The 20,556-nt window shown below is 43.1% G+C and carries 18 protein-coding genes; all 18 read right to left on the reverse strand.

Annotated elements, in window-relative coordinates; translation table 11 throughout:
* Window positions 1–13: 13 nt before the first annotated feature.
* Window positions 14–1,270, reverse strand: coding sequence for a UDP-N-acetylglucosamine 1-carboxyvinyltransferase (murA, locus tag EEL30_24485; protein ID QDX95172.1), 1,257 nt, complete (start codon window positions 1,268–1,270; stop codon window positions 14–16).
* A 15-nt stretch (window positions 1,271–1,285) separates the two neighbouring features.
* Window positions 1,286–2,191 carry a UDP-N-acetylmuramate dehydrogenase gene (gene murB / locus EEL30_24490; GenBank protein ID QDX95173.1) on the reverse strand — a complete coding sequence of 302 codons (906 nt, stop codon included), beginning with the start codon at window positions 2,189–2,191 and terminating at the stop codon, window positions 1,286–1,288.
* 100 nt (window positions 2,192–2,291) lie between these two features.
* On the reverse strand, window positions 2,292–3,392 hold the full coding sequence (murG, locus tag EEL30_24495) for an undecaprenyldiphospho-muramoylpentapeptide beta-N-acetylglucosaminyltransferase (protein QDX95174.1): 1,101 nt from the start codon (window positions 3,390–3,392) through the stop codon (window positions 2,292–2,294).
* A 29-nt stretch (window positions 3,393–3,421) separates the two neighbouring features.
* On the reverse strand, window positions 3,422–4,513 hold the full coding sequence (gene spoVE / locus EEL30_24500) for a stage V sporulation protein E (GenBank protein QDX95175.1): 1,092 nt from the start codon (window positions 4,511–4,513) through the stop codon (window positions 3,422–3,424).
* Between the two features lie 67 nt (window positions 4,514–4,580).
* The gene (locus EEL30_24505) at window positions 4,581–5,954 is read right to left on the reverse strand and encodes a UDP-N-acetylmuramoyl-L-alanine--D-glutamate ligase (GenBank protein QDX95176.1); all 1,374 of its coding nucleotides are present in this window, start codon (window positions 5,952–5,954) and stop codon (window positions 4,581–4,583) included.
* Window position 5,955: 1 nt separating this feature from the next.
* The gene (locus tag EEL30_24510; protein ID QDX95177.1) at window positions 5,956–6,921 is read right to left on the reverse strand and encodes a phospho-N-acetylmuramoyl-pentapeptide-transferase; all 966 of its coding nucleotides are present in this window, start codon (window positions 6,919–6,921) and stop codon (window positions 5,956–5,958) included.
* A gap of 38 nt (window positions 6,922–6,959) precedes the next feature.
* On the reverse strand, window positions 6,960–8,447 hold the full coding sequence (locus EEL30_24515) for a UDP-N-acetylmuramoyl-L-alanyl-D-glutamate--2,6-diaminopimelate ligase (GenBank protein QDX95178.1): 1,488 nt from the start codon (window positions 8,445–8,447) through the stop codon (window positions 6,960–6,962).
* 117 nt (window positions 8,448–8,564) lie between these two features.
* Entirely contained in the window at window positions 8,565–10,487 is a 1,923-nt protein-coding gene (locus tag EEL30_24520; protein QDX95179.1) for a stage V sporulation protein D, read from the reverse strand.
* A 71-nt stretch (window positions 10,488–10,558) separates the two neighbouring features.
* Window positions 10,559–12,802 carry a PASTA domain-containing protein gene (locus tag EEL30_24525; protein ID QDX95180.1) on the reverse strand — a complete coding sequence of 748 codons (2,244 nt, stop codon included), beginning with the start codon at window positions 12,800–12,802 and terminating at the stop codon, window positions 10,559–10,561.
* 62 nt (window positions 12,803–12,864) lie between these two features.
* Entirely contained in the window at window positions 12,865–13,284 is a 420-nt protein-coding gene (gene ftsL / locus EEL30_24530; protein ID QDX95181.1) for a cell division protein FtsL, read from the reverse strand.
* 60 nt (window positions 13,285–13,344) lie between these two features.
* Complete coding sequence (rsmH, locus tag EEL30_24535; GenBank protein QDX95182.1) at window positions 13,345–14,277, reverse strand: 16S rRNA (cytosine(1402)-N(4))-methyltransferase RsmH; 933 nt, start codon at window positions 14,275–14,277, stop codon at window positions 13,345–13,347.
* 19 nt (window positions 14,278–14,296) lie between these two features.
* Entirely contained in the window at window positions 14,297–14,728 is a 432-nt protein-coding gene (gene mraZ / locus EEL30_24540; GenBank protein QDX95878.1) for a transcriptional regulator MraZ, read from the reverse strand.
* Window positions 14,729–14,877: 149 nt separating this feature from the next.
* On the reverse strand, window positions 14,878–16,137 hold the full coding sequence (locus tag EEL30_24545; GenBank protein ID QDX95183.1) for an adenosylhomocysteinase: 1,260 nt from the start codon (window positions 16,135–16,137) through the stop codon (window positions 14,878–14,880).
* Between the two features lie 132 nt (window positions 16,138–16,269).
* Window positions 16,270–17,355 carry a YheC/YheD family protein gene (locus EEL30_24550; protein QDX95184.1) on the reverse strand — a complete coding sequence of 362 codons (1,086 nt, stop codon included), beginning with the start codon at window positions 17,353–17,355 and terminating at the stop codon, window positions 16,270–16,272.
* Window positions 17,356–17,445: 90 nt separating this feature from the next.
* Window positions 17,446–17,697 carry a hypothetical protein gene (locus EEL30_24555; protein QDX95185.1) on the reverse strand — a complete coding sequence of 84 codons (252 nt, stop codon included), beginning with the start codon at window positions 17,695–17,697 and terminating at the stop codon, window positions 17,446–17,448.
* A 123-nt stretch (window positions 17,698–17,820) separates the two neighbouring features.
* Window positions 17,821–19,446, reverse strand: coding sequence for a bacillithiol biosynthesis cysteine-adding enzyme BshC (gene bshC, locus EEL30_24560; GenBank protein ID QDX95186.1), 1,626 nt, complete (start codon window positions 19,444–19,446; stop codon window positions 17,821–17,823).
* A 119-nt stretch (window positions 19,447–19,565) separates the two neighbouring features.
* Window positions 19,566–20,123, reverse strand: coding sequence for an XRE family transcriptional regulator (locus EEL30_24565; protein QDX95187.1), 558 nt, complete (start codon window positions 20,121–20,123; stop codon window positions 19,566–19,568).
* Between the two features lie 18 nt (window positions 20,124–20,141).
* On the reverse strand, window positions 20,142–20,552 hold the full coding sequence (locus EEL30_24570) for a DUF3397 family protein (protein ID QDX95188.1): 411 nt from the start codon (window positions 20,550–20,552) through the stop codon (window positions 20,142–20,144).
* Between the last annotated feature and the right edge of the window lie 4 nt (window positions 20,553–20,556).

The raw sequence follows: 20,556 nt of genomic DNA on the forward strand, positions 1-20,556 counted from the left end.
CCACTTTTGTATGCTATATGGTTATACGAGAGATAGAAGCACCCAACTGTTGCAGTTGTCTCTCGATACGTTCGTACCCTCGATCTATATGTTGCGTTTGTTCAACATGAGTAGTTCCTTGAGCAGCTAAACCAGCCAATACGAGTGCAGCACCTGCGCGCAAATCTGTAGCCTCTACTGTAGCCCCATAAAACTTATCAACACCACGGATAAAAGCTGTTCCTAGGTCTACAAAGATGGAAGCACCCATGCGCTCCAGTTCAGTCACATGCTTGAACCTTCCTTCAAACACCGTCTCCTTCATCAAACTTGTTCCGTTTGCTAGCGACAGAAACACCATCATCTGCGCTTGCAAATCGGTTGGAAAACCAGGATAGGGAGACGTCATAATGCGATTAATCGCCCGTGGACGAGAAGTGTTTTTTATTTCCATTATATCATGGTATGTTTTGATTTCAACACCGCTACCACGTACTAGTTCAACCAAAGCAGTTAAATGTTCAGGAATCGTATTACTAAGTTCAATATGTCCTTTTGACAATCCTACAGCTAACAGATGCGTGCCCGTCACGATCCGGTCCGGGATAACACGATAACTGATGGCTCTCAGCCTTGGAACACCGTCAATCTCTATGGTATCCGTTCCTGCTCCGCGGACTTTTGCTCCCATTGAATTTAGGAAATTTTGCAGATCAATGATTTCGGGCTCGCGTGCGGCATTGTATATCCGGGTCGTACCTTTTGCCAGAACAGCAGCCATCATAATATTCTCCGTTGCACCTACACTTGGAAACGTTAAGAATATTTTTGTACCTTCGAGCGCTGGTGAACGGAAAGTAATGTAGCCCTCAGCATCAATGTATTGCGCACCTAAAGCAGCCAAACCGGAAAGATGGAGATCAATTCGTCTCTCCCCGATGGCACAGCCTCCAGGACGTGAAATGGTTACTTCCCCCAATCGTGCTAATAATGGGCCCATGAGGAAAATGGAAGAACGCATTTGTCCCATTAAATCTTCAGGTACCTGAGTCCGATTAATACCTGTCGTATCAATCGTGACAGTATGCTCTTTGTGACTTACTTTCGCTCCAATTTCGCTCAAAATTTTGAGCATTACTTCTATGTCCTTCAAATGTGGTACATCGTAGATATGAAACTGCCCTTCAGCGAGTACAGTCGCAGCTAGAATTGGCAGAGCGGCATTTTTGGCTCCATGAATCCGTAGCGTTCCGGACAGAGGTTTTCCACCTTCGATAGCAAAAGCTTCCAAACTTTCACCTCCGTGTTACCCCTCGCCGATCACCAAAACCTCCGTATGCAAATCTACGTTAAAGTTTTTCAGTACCGTAGCACGAGCATGCTCAATTAAGGTGAGGACGTCGGTCGCCGTGGCTCCTCCTCGATTTACGATGAAATTAGCATGCATCTCAGATATTTGAGCTCCCCCAATGATAAAGCCTTTTAGCCCTGATGCTTCAATCAAACGTCCTGCATGATCTCCAGGTGGATTACGGAAAACGCTACCTGCGCAAGGCGAGTTAAAAGGTTGCGTACTAAGCCGACGGTCTTTGAACTGAGCCAGTGATGTAGCAATCTCTTTGCGATCTCCGGTCTGTAACTGAAGAGTGGCTTCAATGACAATACCTTTGCGTTGCTGCAATAGGGATGTGCGGTAACTAAACTGCATCTCTTCCTTGGTTACTACCTTTGTCTTTCCATCGTTGAAAAGGATTTCGGCACTTGTTAGAATACGTGAAAGATCAGATCCATGCGCCCCGGCATTCATGTAGACAGCTCCTCCAACAGATCCAGGAATCCCGCCTGCAAATTCTAATCCAGTCAAGCCCTGTTTTCCTGCCTCTACCGCTAAGCGTACCATCGAGTACCCTGCACCAACACACACCGTTTCTCCCTGAAATTCGCAGTGACTTAGGCCCTGAGCTATCTTAAACACGGCCCCACGTATCCCTCCATCCCTCACTAGAAGGTTGGAACCGCGCCCAATAACAGTCCAGGGAATCTCATGTTGATGGATAATTTGAACCGCCCGAATGAGCGCTTCTTTATCTGTAGGCTGGATCATCAGGTCTGCTGGTCCCCCTATTCGCCATGTTGTATGCTTGGCGAGAGGCTCTTCAACCCATACTTTTCCAACATTTGCTTGTTCTAATGCTTCTGCTACATGCTTCATAAGAACCTCCTGACACAAATGCTAGGTCGGAACTTTTTTCAATCACGCGTTTGCTCCCATACTATGCGCATTTCCGATCTAGCGTGACAAACGCCTATTATTAGCGTTTTACCTCTTTTACTATCTGTTGATATAGATTACTCGCAGCTTCTGGCATTCCTAATGAGAGGGATGCCTTTTGCATATTGCTCCACTTTTGTTCATCTGTCAGCACGGTATGAAGCGTGGACATCAGTTTCGTAGATGTTAACTCTTTTTCAACTAAGACCGCTGCTGCTCCCGTTCTTTCCAATCCTCGTGCATTTTTCTCCTGATGGTTATTGGTTACATACGGAGATGGAATGAGAATCGACGGAATCCCCAGTGCCGTGATTTCTGCCAAAAAAGACGCTCCTGCTCGATTGACAATCACATGTGTTGCTGCTAGTAAATCTGGCATATGATCGACGTATGGAACGAGCGTAAAGTTGCTTGGTCGATCTGTCATTTGCTCTACACGTTCTTTAATCGATTCATAATGAACCGCTCCCGTTACATAGACAAAGTGACAGTCTGGATACGTGCTAAACTGCGTTAGAGATGAGAGCGTCACTTCATTGATCGCTCGTGCCCCACGACTACCTCCTACCACTAGCACAATCTTTTTGTCGCTTGGCAGTCCTAGCATATTTCGTCCTTTACTAGAATCACTATGTATGACTTCCGTAGCCCTCGGATTACCTATAAAGCTTGTTTTGGCTTGTGGAAAAAATGGCAAGGACTCCTCAAAGGAGACAGCAATTTGATTCACATAGCGAGATAAAAATTTATTGGTTATGCCGGGGACAATATTTTGTTCATGAATAATTGTAGGAATGCCTAGCTTAGCAGCAGCATACACGACCGGCCCGCAGACGTAACCGCCTGTACCAATAACGATGTCTGGCTTAAATTCCTTCAGCATTCGTTTCGAATCAGATACCGCACGTATAAACTTCATGATTGTACGCACATTATCAAAAGAGAGTTTGCGCTTAAAACCTGCTATCTCTACTGCTTGAAAGGGTATATTAAATTTGGGGACAATAGTAGATTCCAACCCTTTATGGGTACCGATATACAAAAAGGCAGCTTGCGGTTCATGACGCAAAATTTCTTTTGCAACCGCAAGCGCCGGATAGATGTGTCCTCCAGTTCCTCCCCCTGTTAACACGACTCTCATAGTATCACCCATCTCTTTTATGTTATCTGTTATCTGGAAAAGCGGGAGATGTTTAACAAGATGCCTACCTGCGTAAGCATAAGCGTTAGCGAGGAGCCACCGTAACTTAGAAACGGCAAGGTGATGCCCGTTACAGGAAACATGCCCGTTACAACGCCTACATTAATCGTTACTTGGATGCCGATCATGCCGATAATAGCAAGAGACAACAAATTTCCAAACAGATCAGGCGCTGTAATTGCTACTCGCATACCTCGCCATAATAGCAACAAGAATAAGAGCAACACCAGGGTCCCACCAACAAAGCCCAATTCCTCGGAAATAATGGAGAAAATAAAGTCATTATAAGGCTCAGGTAAGTAGGAAAACTTTTGCCTGCTCTCTCCCAATCCTAATCCTAACAGACCTCCTGGCCCAATCGCATATAGTGACTGAATGATTTGATAGCCGGAACCTAATGGATCTGACCATGGATCAAGAAACGAAGTAATCCGAGCCATTCGATATGGTGCTGACAGAATCAGACCAACAAAGCCCACGGCGCCAATCATCCCAAGCCCAACAAAATGGCTTACTCTCGCTCCAGAGGCAAAAATCATTAGAACCGCCATGCCCATCAAAACGCTTCCAGTCCCTAAATCAGGTTGTAACATAATCAACCCGAAACATGCAACTGGGATTAACAAAGCAGGAAACAATCCCTTTTTAAAATAAGAGATGTTCTTTTGATTATCTGACAACCATCTGGCTAAAAAAGCCGCAACACCAAATTTGGCAAATTCTCCAGGTTGAATACCGAATGAGCCGAATCCAAGCCAACTTTTTGAACCATTAACTTCACGACCGATAACCAGAACTACCACAAGCAACGCCAGGCTTATAATAAATCCAACTTTGGCCCATTTCTTCCATACCCAATAGTCAATATTCATCATCACATACATGGAGACAATACCCAAAATCGCGAAGATGATCTGCCGTTTGGTAAAAAAATACGGGTCTTGGAATTTGTGCTGGGCAAACACAGCACTGGCGCTGTAGACCATCACAATCCCTATTCCTAATAAGAGCAGGGTGACAAAAACGATAACAAAATCAGGGGCAGAACGTACTTTACTCATCGCAAGCCATCCTTTCGTACGCCGTCCCCTTGCTTTCATATTTGTCTGAACTCACAAAGGGACATGTTTATATAGGCTTGTTTCTAAGTTTATGCACGCTATCCTTAAACATGCTCCCTCTTACCTCATAGGAAGGGAACATATCCCAGCTAGCACAAGCCGGGCTTAACAAGACCACGTCATTCGCTTCTGCGACAGCCGCTGCTTGTTGGACAGCACTATCCACAGTATCGACCGCAAAACGAAGTTCAATCCCTGCTTCTTCAGCTCTTTTCTGTAAAATGGGAGATGTTTGCCCATATGTCACTATTGCTTTTACTTTGTTTTTCAATGGTTCAACCAATTCGGCAAAATTCACTCCCCGATCTAATCCACCTGCGATAAGCACAACAGGCTCCTTAAAAGCTTCAATACCTCGGATAGCAGCTTCGGAGTTAGTAGCTTTGGAATTGTTATAATATTTTACATCGTCGATTGTATCAACGTATTCTAAACGATGTTCAACACCACTAAAACTACGTAATACATGCTTCATCGCATCGTAGTCAGCACCAGCTAATCTACTCATTACGATCGCTGCAAGCGCATTTTCCTGATTAAATTCCCCTGGCAATGAAATCTCGTTGGCTTTCATAATCTCATCTACCTTGCCATCCACGTTTTTAAAGTAGACAATACCATCCTTGATAAATGAGCCACACGGAACCTCTTGCTTACTACTTACATAGAAAGTTTTTGCTCGAATGTTTTGGCAAACCTGCATCACGGGTTCATGATCATACGGCAGAACTGCATAATCTTCTTCCGTCTGATTGGCAAAAATTTTACATTTCGCCTTGGTATACTCTTCAAACGAATGATGATAATCCAAATGTGCTGGATAAAGATTTAAGATCGTAGCAATATGCGGACGGAACGTATCGGTTCCTATTAATTGGAAACTGCTTAATTCAGCCACTAAATACTGATCCTGCTTCATCTCTTCCGCCAAACTACATAACACCGTGCCAATATTTCCACCAACGATAGCATCCACAGTTGCCGCATGCAAAATAAGTCCCACTAAGGTCGTAGTCGTCGTTTTTCCATTAGAGCCCGTGATGCCGATCAATGGTGCTTTGGACAATCGATAGGCTAGCTCCACCTCCGTAATAACTGGAATGGACATAGCTAAAGCTTGCTGAACTGGTTTTGATTCATATGGAATACCTGGATTTTTAACCACTAATGAAACACCCTCGGAGATAAGATCATCAGGGTGTCCACCTGTAATAACTTGTACCCCGAGCTCTTCTAACTCTTCATATCCGGTAGCTTCCTCACGAGACTTTTGATCATTTACGATGACAATAGCACCAAAACGGTGTAACAGTTTTGCAACCGCCACACCGCTTTTCGCTAAACCTAAAACAACAACGCGCTTCCCTTTATACATATCCATGTTAACGTATCACCTCTAAATAAACACCTAATCCGGCAAATAGAATGCCAACAAGCCAAAATGTGACCACCACACGCCACTCAGACCAACCAGTAAGCTCAAAATGATGATGCAAGGGGCTCATACGGAAAACTCGTTTTCCGCGAGTTTTGAAAGATACAACTTGAATAATGACCGATAGCGTTTCAATGACAAAAACAATTCCGATAATCGCCAGTAGCAATTCTGTTTTGGTCATGATAGCAATCCCGGCCAACGCTCCCCCTAAAGCAAGCGAACCTGTATCACCCATAAATACACGTGCTGGATGTGCATTGAAGACTAGGAAACCTAGGACAGAACCAACCACTGCTGCACTGAAGATGGCCGTATCCATATTAGATGCATTCCAAGCTATGATCGCATATGCTCCAAAGGCAATTGCACTTGAACCTGCCAACAAGCCATCTAAGCCGTCTGTAAGGTTAACAGCATTTGTACTCCCCACAAGTAAAAAGACTAAGAACGGGAAGTAGAAGAGCCCCAGATCAATACCTAGTGACGTTCCTGGAATCGTCAACGTTGTGGGATGATTCATCTGCAAGAGTAAATAATAAGCACCGATCGCTAATAGGATTTGACCAAAAAACTTTTGTTTCGCAGTTAATCCCAGATTATGTTTTCTTTTAATTTTAATAAAGTCATCAAGAAAACCGATAAGTCCATAGCCAAACGTAACAACAATCAGAAACAACAACTCCGTGTCCCACTTCGCAAATTTTAACACGGTTAATAGGAGAGCCATAGCAATGATGGTTCCCCCCATAGTAGGTGTTCCCGCTTTTTTCTGGTGAGATTTGGGGCCTTCTTCACGAATGCTTTGACCAAACTTTAATCGGCGAAGCATGGGAATAAACAGCGGACCAATTAAAACAGCAATGAGAAAGGCTGCGATGATTGTTATAAATAAGACATTATCAAATGGCATGCCCCTACCTCCTTTCTTGCATAGTAGCTAATGAGTAGTCATAGTTGTTCGTTTCTTTTCTGTTCATGGATAGCTTCCTTTGCTATTTCCCGATCATCAAACGGAAAGATCTCACCTTTACTTTCTTGATAGGTTTCGTGTCCTTTACCTGCGATCAGAACACAGTCGCCCGGTTTTGCCTGCGAAATCGCATGCAAAATGGCTTCGCGTCGATTCACAATCGTAATGAAGCGTTCCTGATCGACATCCTGTAGCCCACCTACCATATCAGCCAAGATGGCTTCTGGCTCCTCAAAACGAGGATTATCTGAAGTTAAGACGCTGTAGTCAGCATATTTCGTTGCAATCTGTGCCATAATTGGGCGCTTTGTACGATCACGATTTCCACCACAACCTGCCACACAGATCAGTCGGCCTGTTACAAATTCCTTTGCTGTAATCAGTGCATTTTCTAGGCTGTCAGGCGTGTGGGAATAGTCTACGATTACAGCATAATCCTGTCCAAGTGACACAGGCTCAAAACGGCCGTCTACCCCTGGAATATCCTCTAAGCTTTGAATAATAGCTGCCAGTGGAACTCCTTCCACTAGGGTAGCTGTAATAGCTGCTAATGCATTATAAACATTAAACTTTCCCATTAATTTCATATTAACTGTTGCTTCTCCGGCAAAGCTTTGCACGGTAAAGCTAGTTCCAGCAGAAGTAATACGAATAGAAACAGCTCGCACATCCGCTTGCTGATCTATCCCATATGTAAGCACGCGAGCTGGGGTCACATGAGCAAAATACTTCGACACCTCATCGTCCGCATTTAAGATCGCTGTTTTCATGGACTGTTGATCGTAGCTGTTCCCTAACTGGGCAAACAATAGTGATTTTGCCTGACGGTAGTTTTCAAATGTCTTATGATAATCCAAATGATCTTGTGTCATATTCGTAAAAATCGCTGTTAGATAGTCGCAGCCATGTACACGTCCCATATCCAGAGCGTGTGAGGAAACCTCCATAATGGCATAATCCGTATGAATCTCCAACATCCGACGAAAACTAGATTGTAGATCAATAATATCAGGTGTCGTATTTTTCACCTTCTCAATTTGATCCCCAATGCGCATATGGATCGTCCCAATCAAACCCGTCTTTTTCTGTTGGTCTGTTAGTATTTTATCAATCAGATGTGTGGTCGTCGTCTTTCCATTGGTTCCAGTAACACCGATCAGTTTTAGCTTCTGTGAAGGAGAACCGTAGAACCGATCCGCTAAGAATGCCATTGCCCGCCTTGAATCTGGTACGATGACAACTGTTTTGTCCACCTCGATTTCACGCTCAGCTATAATGGCGATTGCTCCCTTTTCCACCGCTTGAGCAGCAAATTCATGACCGTCTACCGTAAAGCCAGACAGGCAAATGAATAAGTCCCCGGGCTTAACATTACGCGAATCAGCCGTAATTCCAGTGATGACTACTTGGTCATCCCCTGTTGTGTGACTGACTAGCAAGGGGGCAAGTAACTCCCTTAACAACATACAATGGCACCCCAATCTCCAACTAGTATAGACAAAAGATGTTTCGTTTCAAAAGTAGAAAAGCGATAAGAAGGGGAGATAAAAAGCTATCTCCCTCTACGAACATCTATTGTATAGCTAATTAGTCGTTTTGTCACCAAGGTATACGCGAATTTTTGAGCCTTCTTCCACCTTTATGCCCGGTTTGGGAGACTGTTTAATCACATGAGTTCCTTTACCGGAAACTTCTAAAGGCATGGTATAGTACGAATTGGTAATTTCTTTTATGGCCATTCCTACTAGGTTAGGAACCTCCACATACTTTTTATCTCCGTAGGCAATCTCACGTTCGATATCACTGGTGCGTTTCTCTACATTTAGATAAGGCAGGCTGGATTCTAGCACATTTTTAACAACAGGAGCTGCGATCGTGCCCCCGAATGCTTGAGCTTTCGGATTATCAACAGCTACGTATACTAGAATCTGTGGATCATCTGCCGGTGCAAATCCAATAAAAGAAACAATGTATTCATTAGATACATAATGTCCATTAGCTGATTTTTGAGCAGTACCCGTCTTTCCTCCAACTCGATAGCCTTCAATATAGGCATTGTGCCCTGTTCCACGAGATACAACACTTTCCAATGCACTACGCACCTGTTTTGATGTTTCCTCGGAAATAACTTGGCGCACTTGAGTGGGTATGGTACGACCGATAATATCGTGCGTTACACTATCCCTCCACTCCTTTGCAATGTACGGTTTCATCAATTTGCCACCATTAATTGCCGCTGAGACGGCTGCCATCTGTTGAATAGGTGTTACGGATACCCCTTGACCAAATGAAGTCGTTCCTAATTCGACGGGTCCAACACGCTGTAATTTAAACAAGATTCCATTCGATTCCCCGATTAAATCCACTTCGGTTTTTTTCCCGAACCCAAAATTTTTGATGTATTCAAACAGCCTTTCTTTTCCTAGGCGTTGTCCCATTGTCACAAATCCTGGGTTGCAAGAGTTCTCCACTACTTCTAGCATCGTCTCTGAACCGTGCCCCTGCCTTTTCCAGCAACGCAAGGGGGTACCTGCTACATTTATATGACCTGGATCAAAAAAGTTCTCTTTTAAATCAATGACCTTTTCATTTAAAGAAGCCGCTAACGTAACAATTTTAAACGTAGAACCTGGTTCGTATGTTTTCCAAATAGGTAAATTGCGGTTATAAATATCTGGTGCATACTCTAGATAGCGGTCTGGATTATAGGTTGGTCTACTGGCCATAGCCAGAATCTCTCCCGTTTTCGGATTCATCGCTACCGCTAAAATATCGTCTGGTTGATAAGCAACCATCGCCTGATCTAGTTCACGCTCCAGAAAGGTTTGAATTTGTTTGTCAATCGTTAGGTACATATCCATGCCATCGACTGGTGACACATACTTCTCCGCGTGCCCTGGCATAGCCCGCCCACCAGCATCAGCAGGAAAAGATACATGACCTGGTGTACCCGTCAATATCTTATCATACATCTTTTCTAACCCAGTTAGACCTTGATTGTCAATTCCTGTAAAACCAAGCACTTGCGCTAAGAACGAACCATTTGGATAAAATCGTTTAGAGTCATCTGCTACTTTAACTCCTGGTAACGCAAGAGCTTGTATTTCCTTAGCCTTCTCTTGTGAAATTTTCCGTCCCCCAGGAACTCGTACGATCATTTGAGAGCGTTTGCTGATTTCAGTGAGTACCTTTTGATCCGACTGACCCAAAATGATCCCCAGTTTCTTGGCTGTCTCTTCAGGATTTTTTATTTGTGCCGGTATGGCCATCACAGAAGGAACCGTTGTATTTTTCACCAGATCCTCACCATGTCGATCTTTGATGTTACCACGCTTTGCTTCAAATTTTACGTTGCGGCTCCATAAGTCATTGGCTTCATCCTGCAACCATTGTCCCTGAACTAACTGAATGTAGCCAAGCCGCGAAATCAATGCCATAAACAAGAATATTCCCACCACGAGTGCGATGAATATTCGCCGACGCACGGTAACATTTGAAACCCGCATACAGCAAACACTCCTCCTTGCCAATAAGGTTTGTCTTTTCCTACCCTATTCAGCAAAGAGGAGTGTTAGAACTACTTGTCTACAGATACATACGCAGGGGAAAGCTTTACTTGAATGGTCTCTTTACCCGTCAGTATGGCACCTGCTTCTACATTTTGTTCAACTACATATCCGCTACCTGTTGCATTTACTGCAATGCTCAGCAAATTACCATACTCCAGCACTTCTCGCAATGATTTCCCTTTAAAATTAGGCATTTTCATTGAGGCTTTACCATCTGAGGCAAGAAGTAAGGTCGTGGTGCTCCCTACTTTTTCATAGGGAGCCGGGATTTGATTAATGACATTGGTCCCCTCACCAACCACTTCTACCTTAAAACCTGCCTGCTTTGCCCGTTCCTTCGCTTCCGTTAAAGGGATGCCTGTTAGTTGTGGTACAGTTGACTCTGGTAACTGCTTCTCTTCCACCACAGCGGCTTGTGCAGCCAAGGTACTTCGGTCAGGCTTCTCTTGCAAATATTGCAAGCTTTTTTCCATAATCGCTTGAAACATTGGTGCGATAACTATTCGGCTAACTTGTGAATATTCTACTCCACCGCCTGGATCATCAACTACAATATAGACAACCAACCTCGGATTTTCTACGGGAGCAAATCCAATAAAGGAGTAAATATATTTATTATCAATAATTTTCCCTCGCTCATTATACTTCTGTGCCGTACCTGTTTTACCAGCTACACTAAAATTCTCCAATTTAAAAGCTCGTCCTGTCGCTCCTGATTTTATATCGCCATCAATGACCGTTTGCAAAATTTTGCGAGTTTCACGTGCCGTTTCTTCTGAGATGGGACGCGAAACTTCTTTAGGCTGATAGCGTTCTAGCACCTGACCTGTACGTGGGTCTGTACGCTCCTTTACAATGAGCGGTTGCATCAACTTACCACCATTTGCAATAGCAGCTACAGCCATGACCTGCTGAATTGGCGTTACGGTTACCCCTTGTCCAATTGGTGTGACAGCCAAGTCACGCGGAGAAAATTTATTTGGTTTTTCAACGTTTGTTAAGTTTCCTACTTCTTCACCGGGTAGTTGTATTTTCGTCTCTTTTCCAAATCCGAACGCTTTGAAATAATGCTCTAGCTTAGCTTGTCCTAGCTTCTCATTACCTAACATAGCAAACAGAACGTTACTTGAACGCTGTACACCATTTAAATATGTAATAGATCCCCATCCACTACGATTATGATCGTAAATAGCTGGTCCTGACTTCCAAGCCTTGTAATTTCCTGATTTAAATGTCCAATTCGAATGAAATACCCCTTCTTGAATAGAAGCTGCGAGCGTAATGATCTTAAACGTTGAACCGGGTTCAAACGTATAACTCACACCAAAATTCATATAATTAACGATATTACGGTAATTGTTTGGATCATGCTGCGGACGATTGGCCATCGCGAGGATTTCACCTGTATTAGGATCAGCTACGATAACTGTCATACCTTTTGGATGGAACGCCGCATCTGTTTTGTCTAACGCCTCTTCTACGTAATCTTGTACCTGATCGTCAAGGGTTAGCTTTACATTTTGGCCATCCTTAGCTGCTTTAAACTCAGTCTCCCCATCTGGCAACTGATAACCCAGAGCATCCTTCACGGTCTTCAGGACGCCCTCTTCCCCTTTTAATTCGTTCTTAAATTGTCGTTCAATCCCCATCACAGGTTTTCCCTCATTATCCAAAAAACCCAATACATGAGAGGCAAATTTCCCTTTAGGATAAAAGCGATTGGTTGTTTCCGAAATTTTAATTCCAGGCAATAGATTTTGCGGGGATTTTACCCCTTTTTCATCTAGCGGGTACTGCATGGCTATAATTTTTTCCTTTTGCTCCAAGGTTAATTTTGCAGCTTCAGGACCTAGTTCAACCCATATTGCATTTGGATTTTTGGTCAGACGCTCTAATATTTTGGCCTGTGGCTCATTTATGACCGTAGATAGTTTCTGTGCTGTCATAACTGGATCTTTCACATAATCCTTCGTGTCATTTTGACCATTTGCCAAGACCTTTGGGCGCACCTGTGCTTCCACTTTATAAGCCCGCCCCTCGAAAGCAAGTAGTCTACCATTTCGATCTAGAATACTCCCACGTTTAGGAATTAAGGTCGTATTGCGATTCCATTGGCCCTCTCCCTTTTCCATAATCCATCCAGCCTCTACCACCTGTACCCACCACAAACGCGATACCAAAAGTAAAAATCCGAGCAAAATCCCCATTCCCACAAGTAAAATACGCATGTTCATTCGCTTTTTTGTTGTCACGGACCTTTCCCTCTTCCTTTCTGGCAAAAAAGAAAATGTTACTCCCTCTTGCGTGAGTAACATTATTGAACTTTTTCAGCTTGTTTTGTTTTATCGGCTTTTTTATTCTCTTCCAATGAAATACCACCCATATTGCGAACCGATTTCATATCAAGAACCATTCCCATTTTTTCCGCTTCGGTTCCAATACGCTTGGGATTGCTCATTTCATCCACTTTTAATTGCATGGACTCAATCTCGCCCTTGGTAACTTCAATCTCTTTTTTCAACAGCTGAACTTGGTAGTTATTTTGTGAAATCTGATTATAACGGAAGCCGATAATGCTTGTAGCAATGACCAAAGCAAAGATGAGCAGCAAGTACATCAATTTTTCACTTGTGGGTACCCCGGGTCTGATTTTAACAGTGCGCTTCATCTTTTTTGGAGATGGCGATCGTCTGTTTACTTCATATGCCAAATTCCCACGGGAATAATAACTCAACCTAGTTCCCCCCCTGCTTATGTATAACTGGCTTCCTCGTTCATATGTTTTGTACTAGTGCTATTTTTTCTCTGCAATACGCAACTTGGCCGATCTGGCACGTGGATTATCCGTAAGTTCTTCTTCAGACGGTAACAATGGCTTTCTTGTGATAATCTTAACAATCGGTTCATTGCCGCACACACATTGCGGGAACCCCGGTGGGCACGTGCAACCTTGTGCTTTTTCCAAATAAGCATGCTTGCAAATACGGTCTTCTAAAGAATGGAAAGTAATGACACTCACTCTACCACCCGGACGCAAAATATCAATAGCGTCTGAAACCGCAGTCTTGAACACATTTAATTCATCGTTCACGGCAATACGAATTGCTTGAAACGTTCTCTTCGCCGGATGAGGTCCTGTACGACGAGCGGGAGCTGGAATTGCTTCCTTAATAATCTCTACAAGCTGACTAGTTGTTTCAATCGGCGCCTTCTCACGATGAAGCACGATTTGCCGGGCAATTTTACGGGCAAACTTCTCTTCGCCATACGCAAAGATGATTTTGGATATCTCAGCTTCCTCCCATTCATTCACGATGTCATAAGCAGACAGGTCAGCTTGCTGATCCATACGCATATCAAGAGGCGCATCGCCATTATAGCTAAATCCACGCTCTTCCACATCCAACTGAGGAGAAGATACACCTAGATCAAACAAGACGCCATCTACGCCATCAAGACCTAAATCTTGCACGACATCCTTTAGATAGCTAAAGTTACTTTTTACCAAAATCACTTTATCTCCATATGACTGTAGTTTTTCCTTGGCATTTGCAAGTGCTACATCATCTTGATCAATAGCAATTAATTTACCCTGATCGCCTAACTTTGAAGCAATCAAAGCACTGTGGCCTGCCCCACCCAAGGTGCAATCCACATAAATTCCATCAGGACGAATATGTAATCCTTCTACGGCTTCCTGTAATAAAACGGTAACATGGTGAAACAAAATGACGTCACTCCCGAGTCTATAAATTAAAATCAACGAGCTTTTCAGCAATCTCGCCAAAAGAATGTTCTTGTTCCAAAGAATACGCATCCCATTCTGCCCTACCCCAAATTTCCATGCGATTCTGCACGCCAATAATAACACATTCTTTTATAAGATGGCTGTGTTCTCGCAAATGAGGGGGTATGTTTACCCTTCCCTGCTTGTCCCACTCGCATTCAGTAGCACCAGAAAAGAAAAAGCGGGTAAATGCCCGAGCGTCTGCTTTGGTAAATGGCAAAGATTTTAGTTTCTCTGTTAACGCCTTCCATTCTTCCATCGGGTAGACGAATAAACAACGATCAAGGCCATGGGTTACAACGAAGGACGTACCGAGCATGTCACGGAATTTAACTGGGATTGTCAGGCGGTTCTTATCATCGATGTTATGTTGATACTCACCCATGAACATTCCATCTTCCCCACTTTCCTTCCGAGGGCCACCACTATCCCCCACTTTTCCCCACTTCTTGCCTCTCCTTATTATAGAAAAAAAACCTGCTATTTGTCAGCAGGTTTTTTTCTTCAATTTTTGATGCCATTTCCCAGCGAAATTCTTACCTATTCGACCCAGCTTTCTAGGTAATCTTTTTGCTCTGGAGTCAATTTGTCGATACTTTTTCCAAGCGCTTCCAATTTATAACGAGCAACGGTTTCATCTAACTCATACGGTACGTTTAATACAGTTTTACCAATTGCTTCGTAGTTTTTACTAACATATTCAAGACCTACTGCTTGTAGAGCAAAAGTCATATCCATAATCTCCGCAGGGTGTCCATCACCTGCAGCTAGGTTTACGAGACGTCCTTCTGCTAACAGGTAAATTTTACGGCCATCTTGCATGACAAATTCTTCAATATCTTTACGAACAACACGTTTGCTCGTCGACAATTCATTTAGTTCCACTTTGTTTACTTCGACATCGAAGTGCCCAGCATTAGACAAAAGAGCCCCATCTTTCATGCTTTCGAAGTGAGCTTTGCGGATAATATCGCGGTTACCGGTCACCGTAACGAAGTAGTCACCTAGTTTAGCTGCCTCATCCATAGACATGACTTCGAATCCATCCATATATGCTTCTACAGCTTTAATTGCGTCAATTTCAGTTACGATTACTTTAGCACCCAAGCCTTTTGCACGCATCGCCACACCTTTACCGCACCAGCCATAGCCAGCTACAACTACAGTTTTACCTGCAACAACTAGGTTTGTTGTACGATTGATGCCATCAAATACGGATTGGCCCGTACCATAGCGATTGTCAAACAGATACTTACAATAAGCATCGTTTACAGCTACCATCGGGAATTCAAGCTTGCCTTCTTTTTCAAGTGCACGTAAGCGTAGAATTCCTGTCGTGGTTTCTTCCGCTCCACCTTTTACATTTTCTAATAGATCACGGCGTTCTCCATGCAATAATGTAACGAGATCCCCACCGTCGTCAATTAGAAAATCAGGACGAGTTTCCAGCGTTTTAATGAGGAGTTCTTTATACTCTTCTTCGGATGGATTGTATTTAGCAAATACGCGAATACCGTCTTCCACCAAAGCAGCGCATACATCATCTTGTGTTGACAAAGGATTAGAACCGGTAATAGTAACTTCAGCACCACCTGCTTGAACCACTTTTGCCAGATAAGCTGTTTTTGCTTCTAAATGGAGTGAGATTGCTACCTTTTTACCCGCGAATGGTTTCTCTTGTTCAAAGCGTTCCCGAATACGGTTTAATACCGGCATGTGTTCTTTTACCCAATCAATCTTTAAATGGCCGTTAGGCGCTAGGGCCATGTCTTTTACGATGCTCTCTTGAACTATAGTCATTTGCTAAAAACCCTCCTTCTATAAATGTGAACCCGTCTTCTTCTATATCTTACCACATAGGTAGGAATTACATCACCTTTTATGCTGAATTTTTGTGCAGTTCGCCATACTCTATCAGTTATGTTGGATAGCCTATTGTTCTTTCAATAAATAAAGCGCATATTGAATGGGTCGGACTACCGCTTCTTTGTAAACCTTGCCACGTTTTAATTTACGAAAAATATCACGACCAGGCTTCGGATTAATTTCAATTAAATAGGGACAACCTGATATGTCAATCCCTACATCAAGCCCCAACTCGATCATACGTCCGTAAGAAGTTTCCACTGCTTCAGCTGTCTGATGAGCGAGCTCATAACAATTATGAATGATCTTGGTTGCTTGAGACTTACCAAAACGTTTTGTAAGTAATTGCTCCGCGTCTTTAGCCAGCCCACCCCCATGTAAATTAGAGGTAGAGCTTTTTTCTCCTCCTATGCGCATCCCAAGCCCAGTCACTTCCCACTCGCCCCACTCCGTCTTTTGAATAAGAATGCGAGTATCAACAGTTCGTCCCGGTATCAGTTCAAGCTGCAAACCTTGTTGAAGAAGAAAAATCTCTTCACCTAATCTCTCTGTTTTTACCCAGTCTTGTACATAGCGATGAAGTTCTGAGCGATTATTTACCTTGTGACTAACCTTATTTAAATGCAAGCCTCTCCCTAGTAGCTCATAACCAGAAGAAATCTGTTTAATGCGCAAGATACTCCGACCAGCTGTTCCTTGCGCCGGTTTTACATAAACCAGTGGATATTTTTGTAACATGCTGGTCAATACATCCCTTTCATAGGCAAACGTCTCCGGTAACCACGGTTGCATGGATGGCTCTTGACTTAACACCTGATGTACATTCCATTTAGAACTAAATCGACTGTTAGCATAGGTAAACAACGGACGTTTGCGAAAAGAAAGATACCCCTGATGCTGTGGTTTCGGGTAATAACGATAACGATCTATCACGATATCAGGCCAATCGAACATCTTACTTTTCCATGTCTTATCCGGCCCAGGAATGAATCCTCTGATCTGACGTTTTGATTCAAAAACATCTTTTGGTGAAAATAAGAACAGCGTCGCCCCTAGCTTTTCTCCCTCTGCAAGTAAATGCCGAAAGAATAACGGTTCATTAAAGCGTTTGCCGTTTCGATAAGTTAAAATACCGATTCGTCTTTTCTGCACTGTCCGATACACCTCTTTTGCAGGTTATATTGGCAGTGTATGATCTAAGACCCGATATGTTCGCCTATTGCCTATCTGATCATTTTTGCGTCATTTCAGCATTTTTTGCTTGATCAGTTCAATATGGCGAATCCCTTTCAAAAACTTCTGTTCCGTTATATTCCCCTGTTCGTATAACCACTCCATATAATTTTGTAATGATAAAAGATCAACCCAGGCTAGTTTTGATTGTGGGTTTTGGTCAGGGACTTCTCCTGTCACATCTCCATTTAGAATGGCAGTTGCTAATTCCTTTTCGCGAAATCCTATTTTGTTTGAAATTTGATGTAATGTTATTTTCATAGGGTACCTCCCGGGCAAGCAATTGATTTGGGGTGATTCTACAACAGAGACTACCTTATTTGCAAGCATAGGATAGACAAAAACAGCGCTCCATTCATGCGAGCGCTGTTACATAGGTAAAAATTATAGATAGACAACGTGGTGAGATCCATCGCGCTCGAAAGCTGTAGTCACCAATCGATCCACCAAATCAGGTCCAAAGCGGTTCAGATACGTAAAAATCGGATATACGCGCTCTTGCCAGTTTTCCTGAGGAACGATGGCTTGTTCTAAACGCAGAACTCGATCCACCTCTACTTGATGTTTGTAAAGAATAGCTTCTTTAGTGCGCTTTTGCATAAAATCAACATCCTGTACAACACGCTCTACATTTTTTTGGGCCAATTGAGCCAAGCCCTGATCATACGCTACTATATCTTGTAATAGATCCTGATACTGCATCTTTAATTCACGTTTCTTCTGTTCAAAACGCTGAGCAAATCCCTGATCATCCAGCGATTGTAGCCACTCATTTTTCCAATCAGTAAATCGGGTAAATAGCGTCTCATAACTTACTTGCTTTTGTTCTCTAATTTTCTCTAGAGCACCCTCCATCAACGTGACAGAGGTTCGTTTCAAGACGATAGGCATCTCATAGCCAAATGCGGCAAAATACTTTTTAAAGTAGGCCCAATAAGCGACTTCCCCTGGACCACCAACAAAAGCCAAGGTTGGTAATAAATGCTCCTGCATCAAGGGACGCGTTACTACATTGGCACTAAAACGCTCTGGTGCTTCTTCAAGAATGTCGAGCAATTCTGTTTGTGTATAAACATTGCCTCCATCTTTACTTTGAAACCCACCTTCGACCCGTTCCATTAATACACGCTCTCTTTGTTCATAGAAAAAGAAATTCGCTTGTTGAGGTTGAATGTCGAGCTGCTCAGGATAACCCTTTTCTCGCAGGTCAGCCTGTGTCTGTAATAACGCCTCATTCATCTTCTCATTTTCCCGTATGATTTGTTCAAATACAGGCTGCTCAAGCTGACGTACAATAGGTAGAGAGGATTCAATGAACACCAGTCCGTGCGAACCAAACAGGCGCGCCATCAGTAACGCGAACCAATCCACTAATGTATGCGAGCATCGGGCCGTCTCCTCTAGACAACATCGGATTGTCTCGCTATAGTCCGTCTCGGTTTCTTCAGCAAAGAAGTCTTCGATGACCCGCAACATATCAGCTTGTTCCACAGCTATGTCTGTAGCAGAGTGTTTCCCAATATGTTTTGCTTTTATTTTTACTTTTCGAATCTCTTTCGTTTGCGTTTGTTGATAAAAATGATTAATTTCTTCCCAATCGTGATCTTCGCCAGCAATCCAGAACATCGGAATGACCGATACACCCAACTGTGCAGAGGTCTGCCTAGCCAATTGAATGACATCAATCGCTTTGTATATGGTATAAAGAGGTCCCGTAAGTAGCCCTGCCTGTTGACCCGATACCACAACCAAGGAATCAGATTCACGTAGCTTCTCTATCATGTCTAAAGCCGCTTCATGATTTTCGATATCCTGATTATAGGTATGCAGAGCATCCGCTAACAAATTACGATGCGGATAGCTTTGCTTAGACACATGACGCATGCGCGTGACATACGATTGAGAGTCATAGGGAGCATATGTAAAAAAAGAGAGAGCTCTAGAGCTTTCCTTCTGAAAATCGCTTTGAAACGGATTTACTGCTGGTACGTGCCATTTTGTAGTATTCATTCGTCCCCTACTTTCGCCCTTTCAAATTGTTATTTTAAATTATAGCACGGCGAGCAAGCACGAAAAACAGGACCCCTCCCTGGAAGTGTCCTGCAAAGTTTATTTTTTATCACCAATCTTTAAAATCTAGGTGAAGAAACGGACCAAATAGCAATGGTTTGCGCATCGCTCACATTGGCAACCGTATGTAACTGTGCCTTGTCAAAATAAATACTGTCTCCGGCTTCCAGTTGATACTCATCCTCTGTCAATTTAACCTGCAACTGACCTTCTACTACGACTAGACACTCTTCCCCCTCATGAGAGACAAAGACATCCTTCGCCTGTTCTCCAGGCTGTAGACGTACCTCCATAACTGCCAGTTTAGAGGCACCACCGCCAGATAATAACGAATATGTGCCTGTAGAGTCAGGGAACACCATTTGTCGACGCTTATCTTTACGAACGACATGGATATGACTTTGCTCTACATCTTCAAAAAAGTGAATCAGCGGAGCCTCCAGGGCTTTCGTGATGCGCCACAAAGATTCCAAAGATGGCTGTGAAATTCCTCTTTCTACTTGACTTAATAAGCCTTTGCTTAAACCCGTTTTTGAGGCCATAACTTCCAAGGTGTATCCTTTTTCCTTACGAACGGCCCTAATTTTGTTTCCTATTAGCTCTATGGGTAACGTCATCCTATGCACCAACCTTCGTTACATGATAGACAAACCAACATGCGCGGCCTGCATCGTTTTATAGATGCCGGTTGTAAATAGATAGAAGTAGGTAAACACGAACATGATAAAGGAAATTCGCCAAGTAGAAAAACCTATTTTCTTCCAGGAAACCCTTCCGCGCACCTTCATTTGTAGAAAGAACAGCATTCCTGCCAAGCCAAGGAGAAGCAATAGAATTAGTATCCAAGCAGAAACTGCTTCAGGCCATATTCCTTTGTAGATCTGAGCAACCGAAATAACAAAAAAAATATTCGTAATATTCACAGACCACACAACAGCTTTTTTTTGCTGTTTTTTCCAAAAAAATACTGTAAAGAACGTGATTATGAAAGCTACGAAAGGAAAAATGGTTAATACACCCCAAAAATTTTTAAAGAGAGAGAGCAATGGA

It is taken from the genome of Brevibacillus laterosporus, from assembly GCA_007833815.1.
Lineage (GTDB): Bacteria > Bacillota > Bacilli > Brevibacillales > Brevibacillaceae > Brevibacillus_B > Brevibacillus_B laterosporus_D.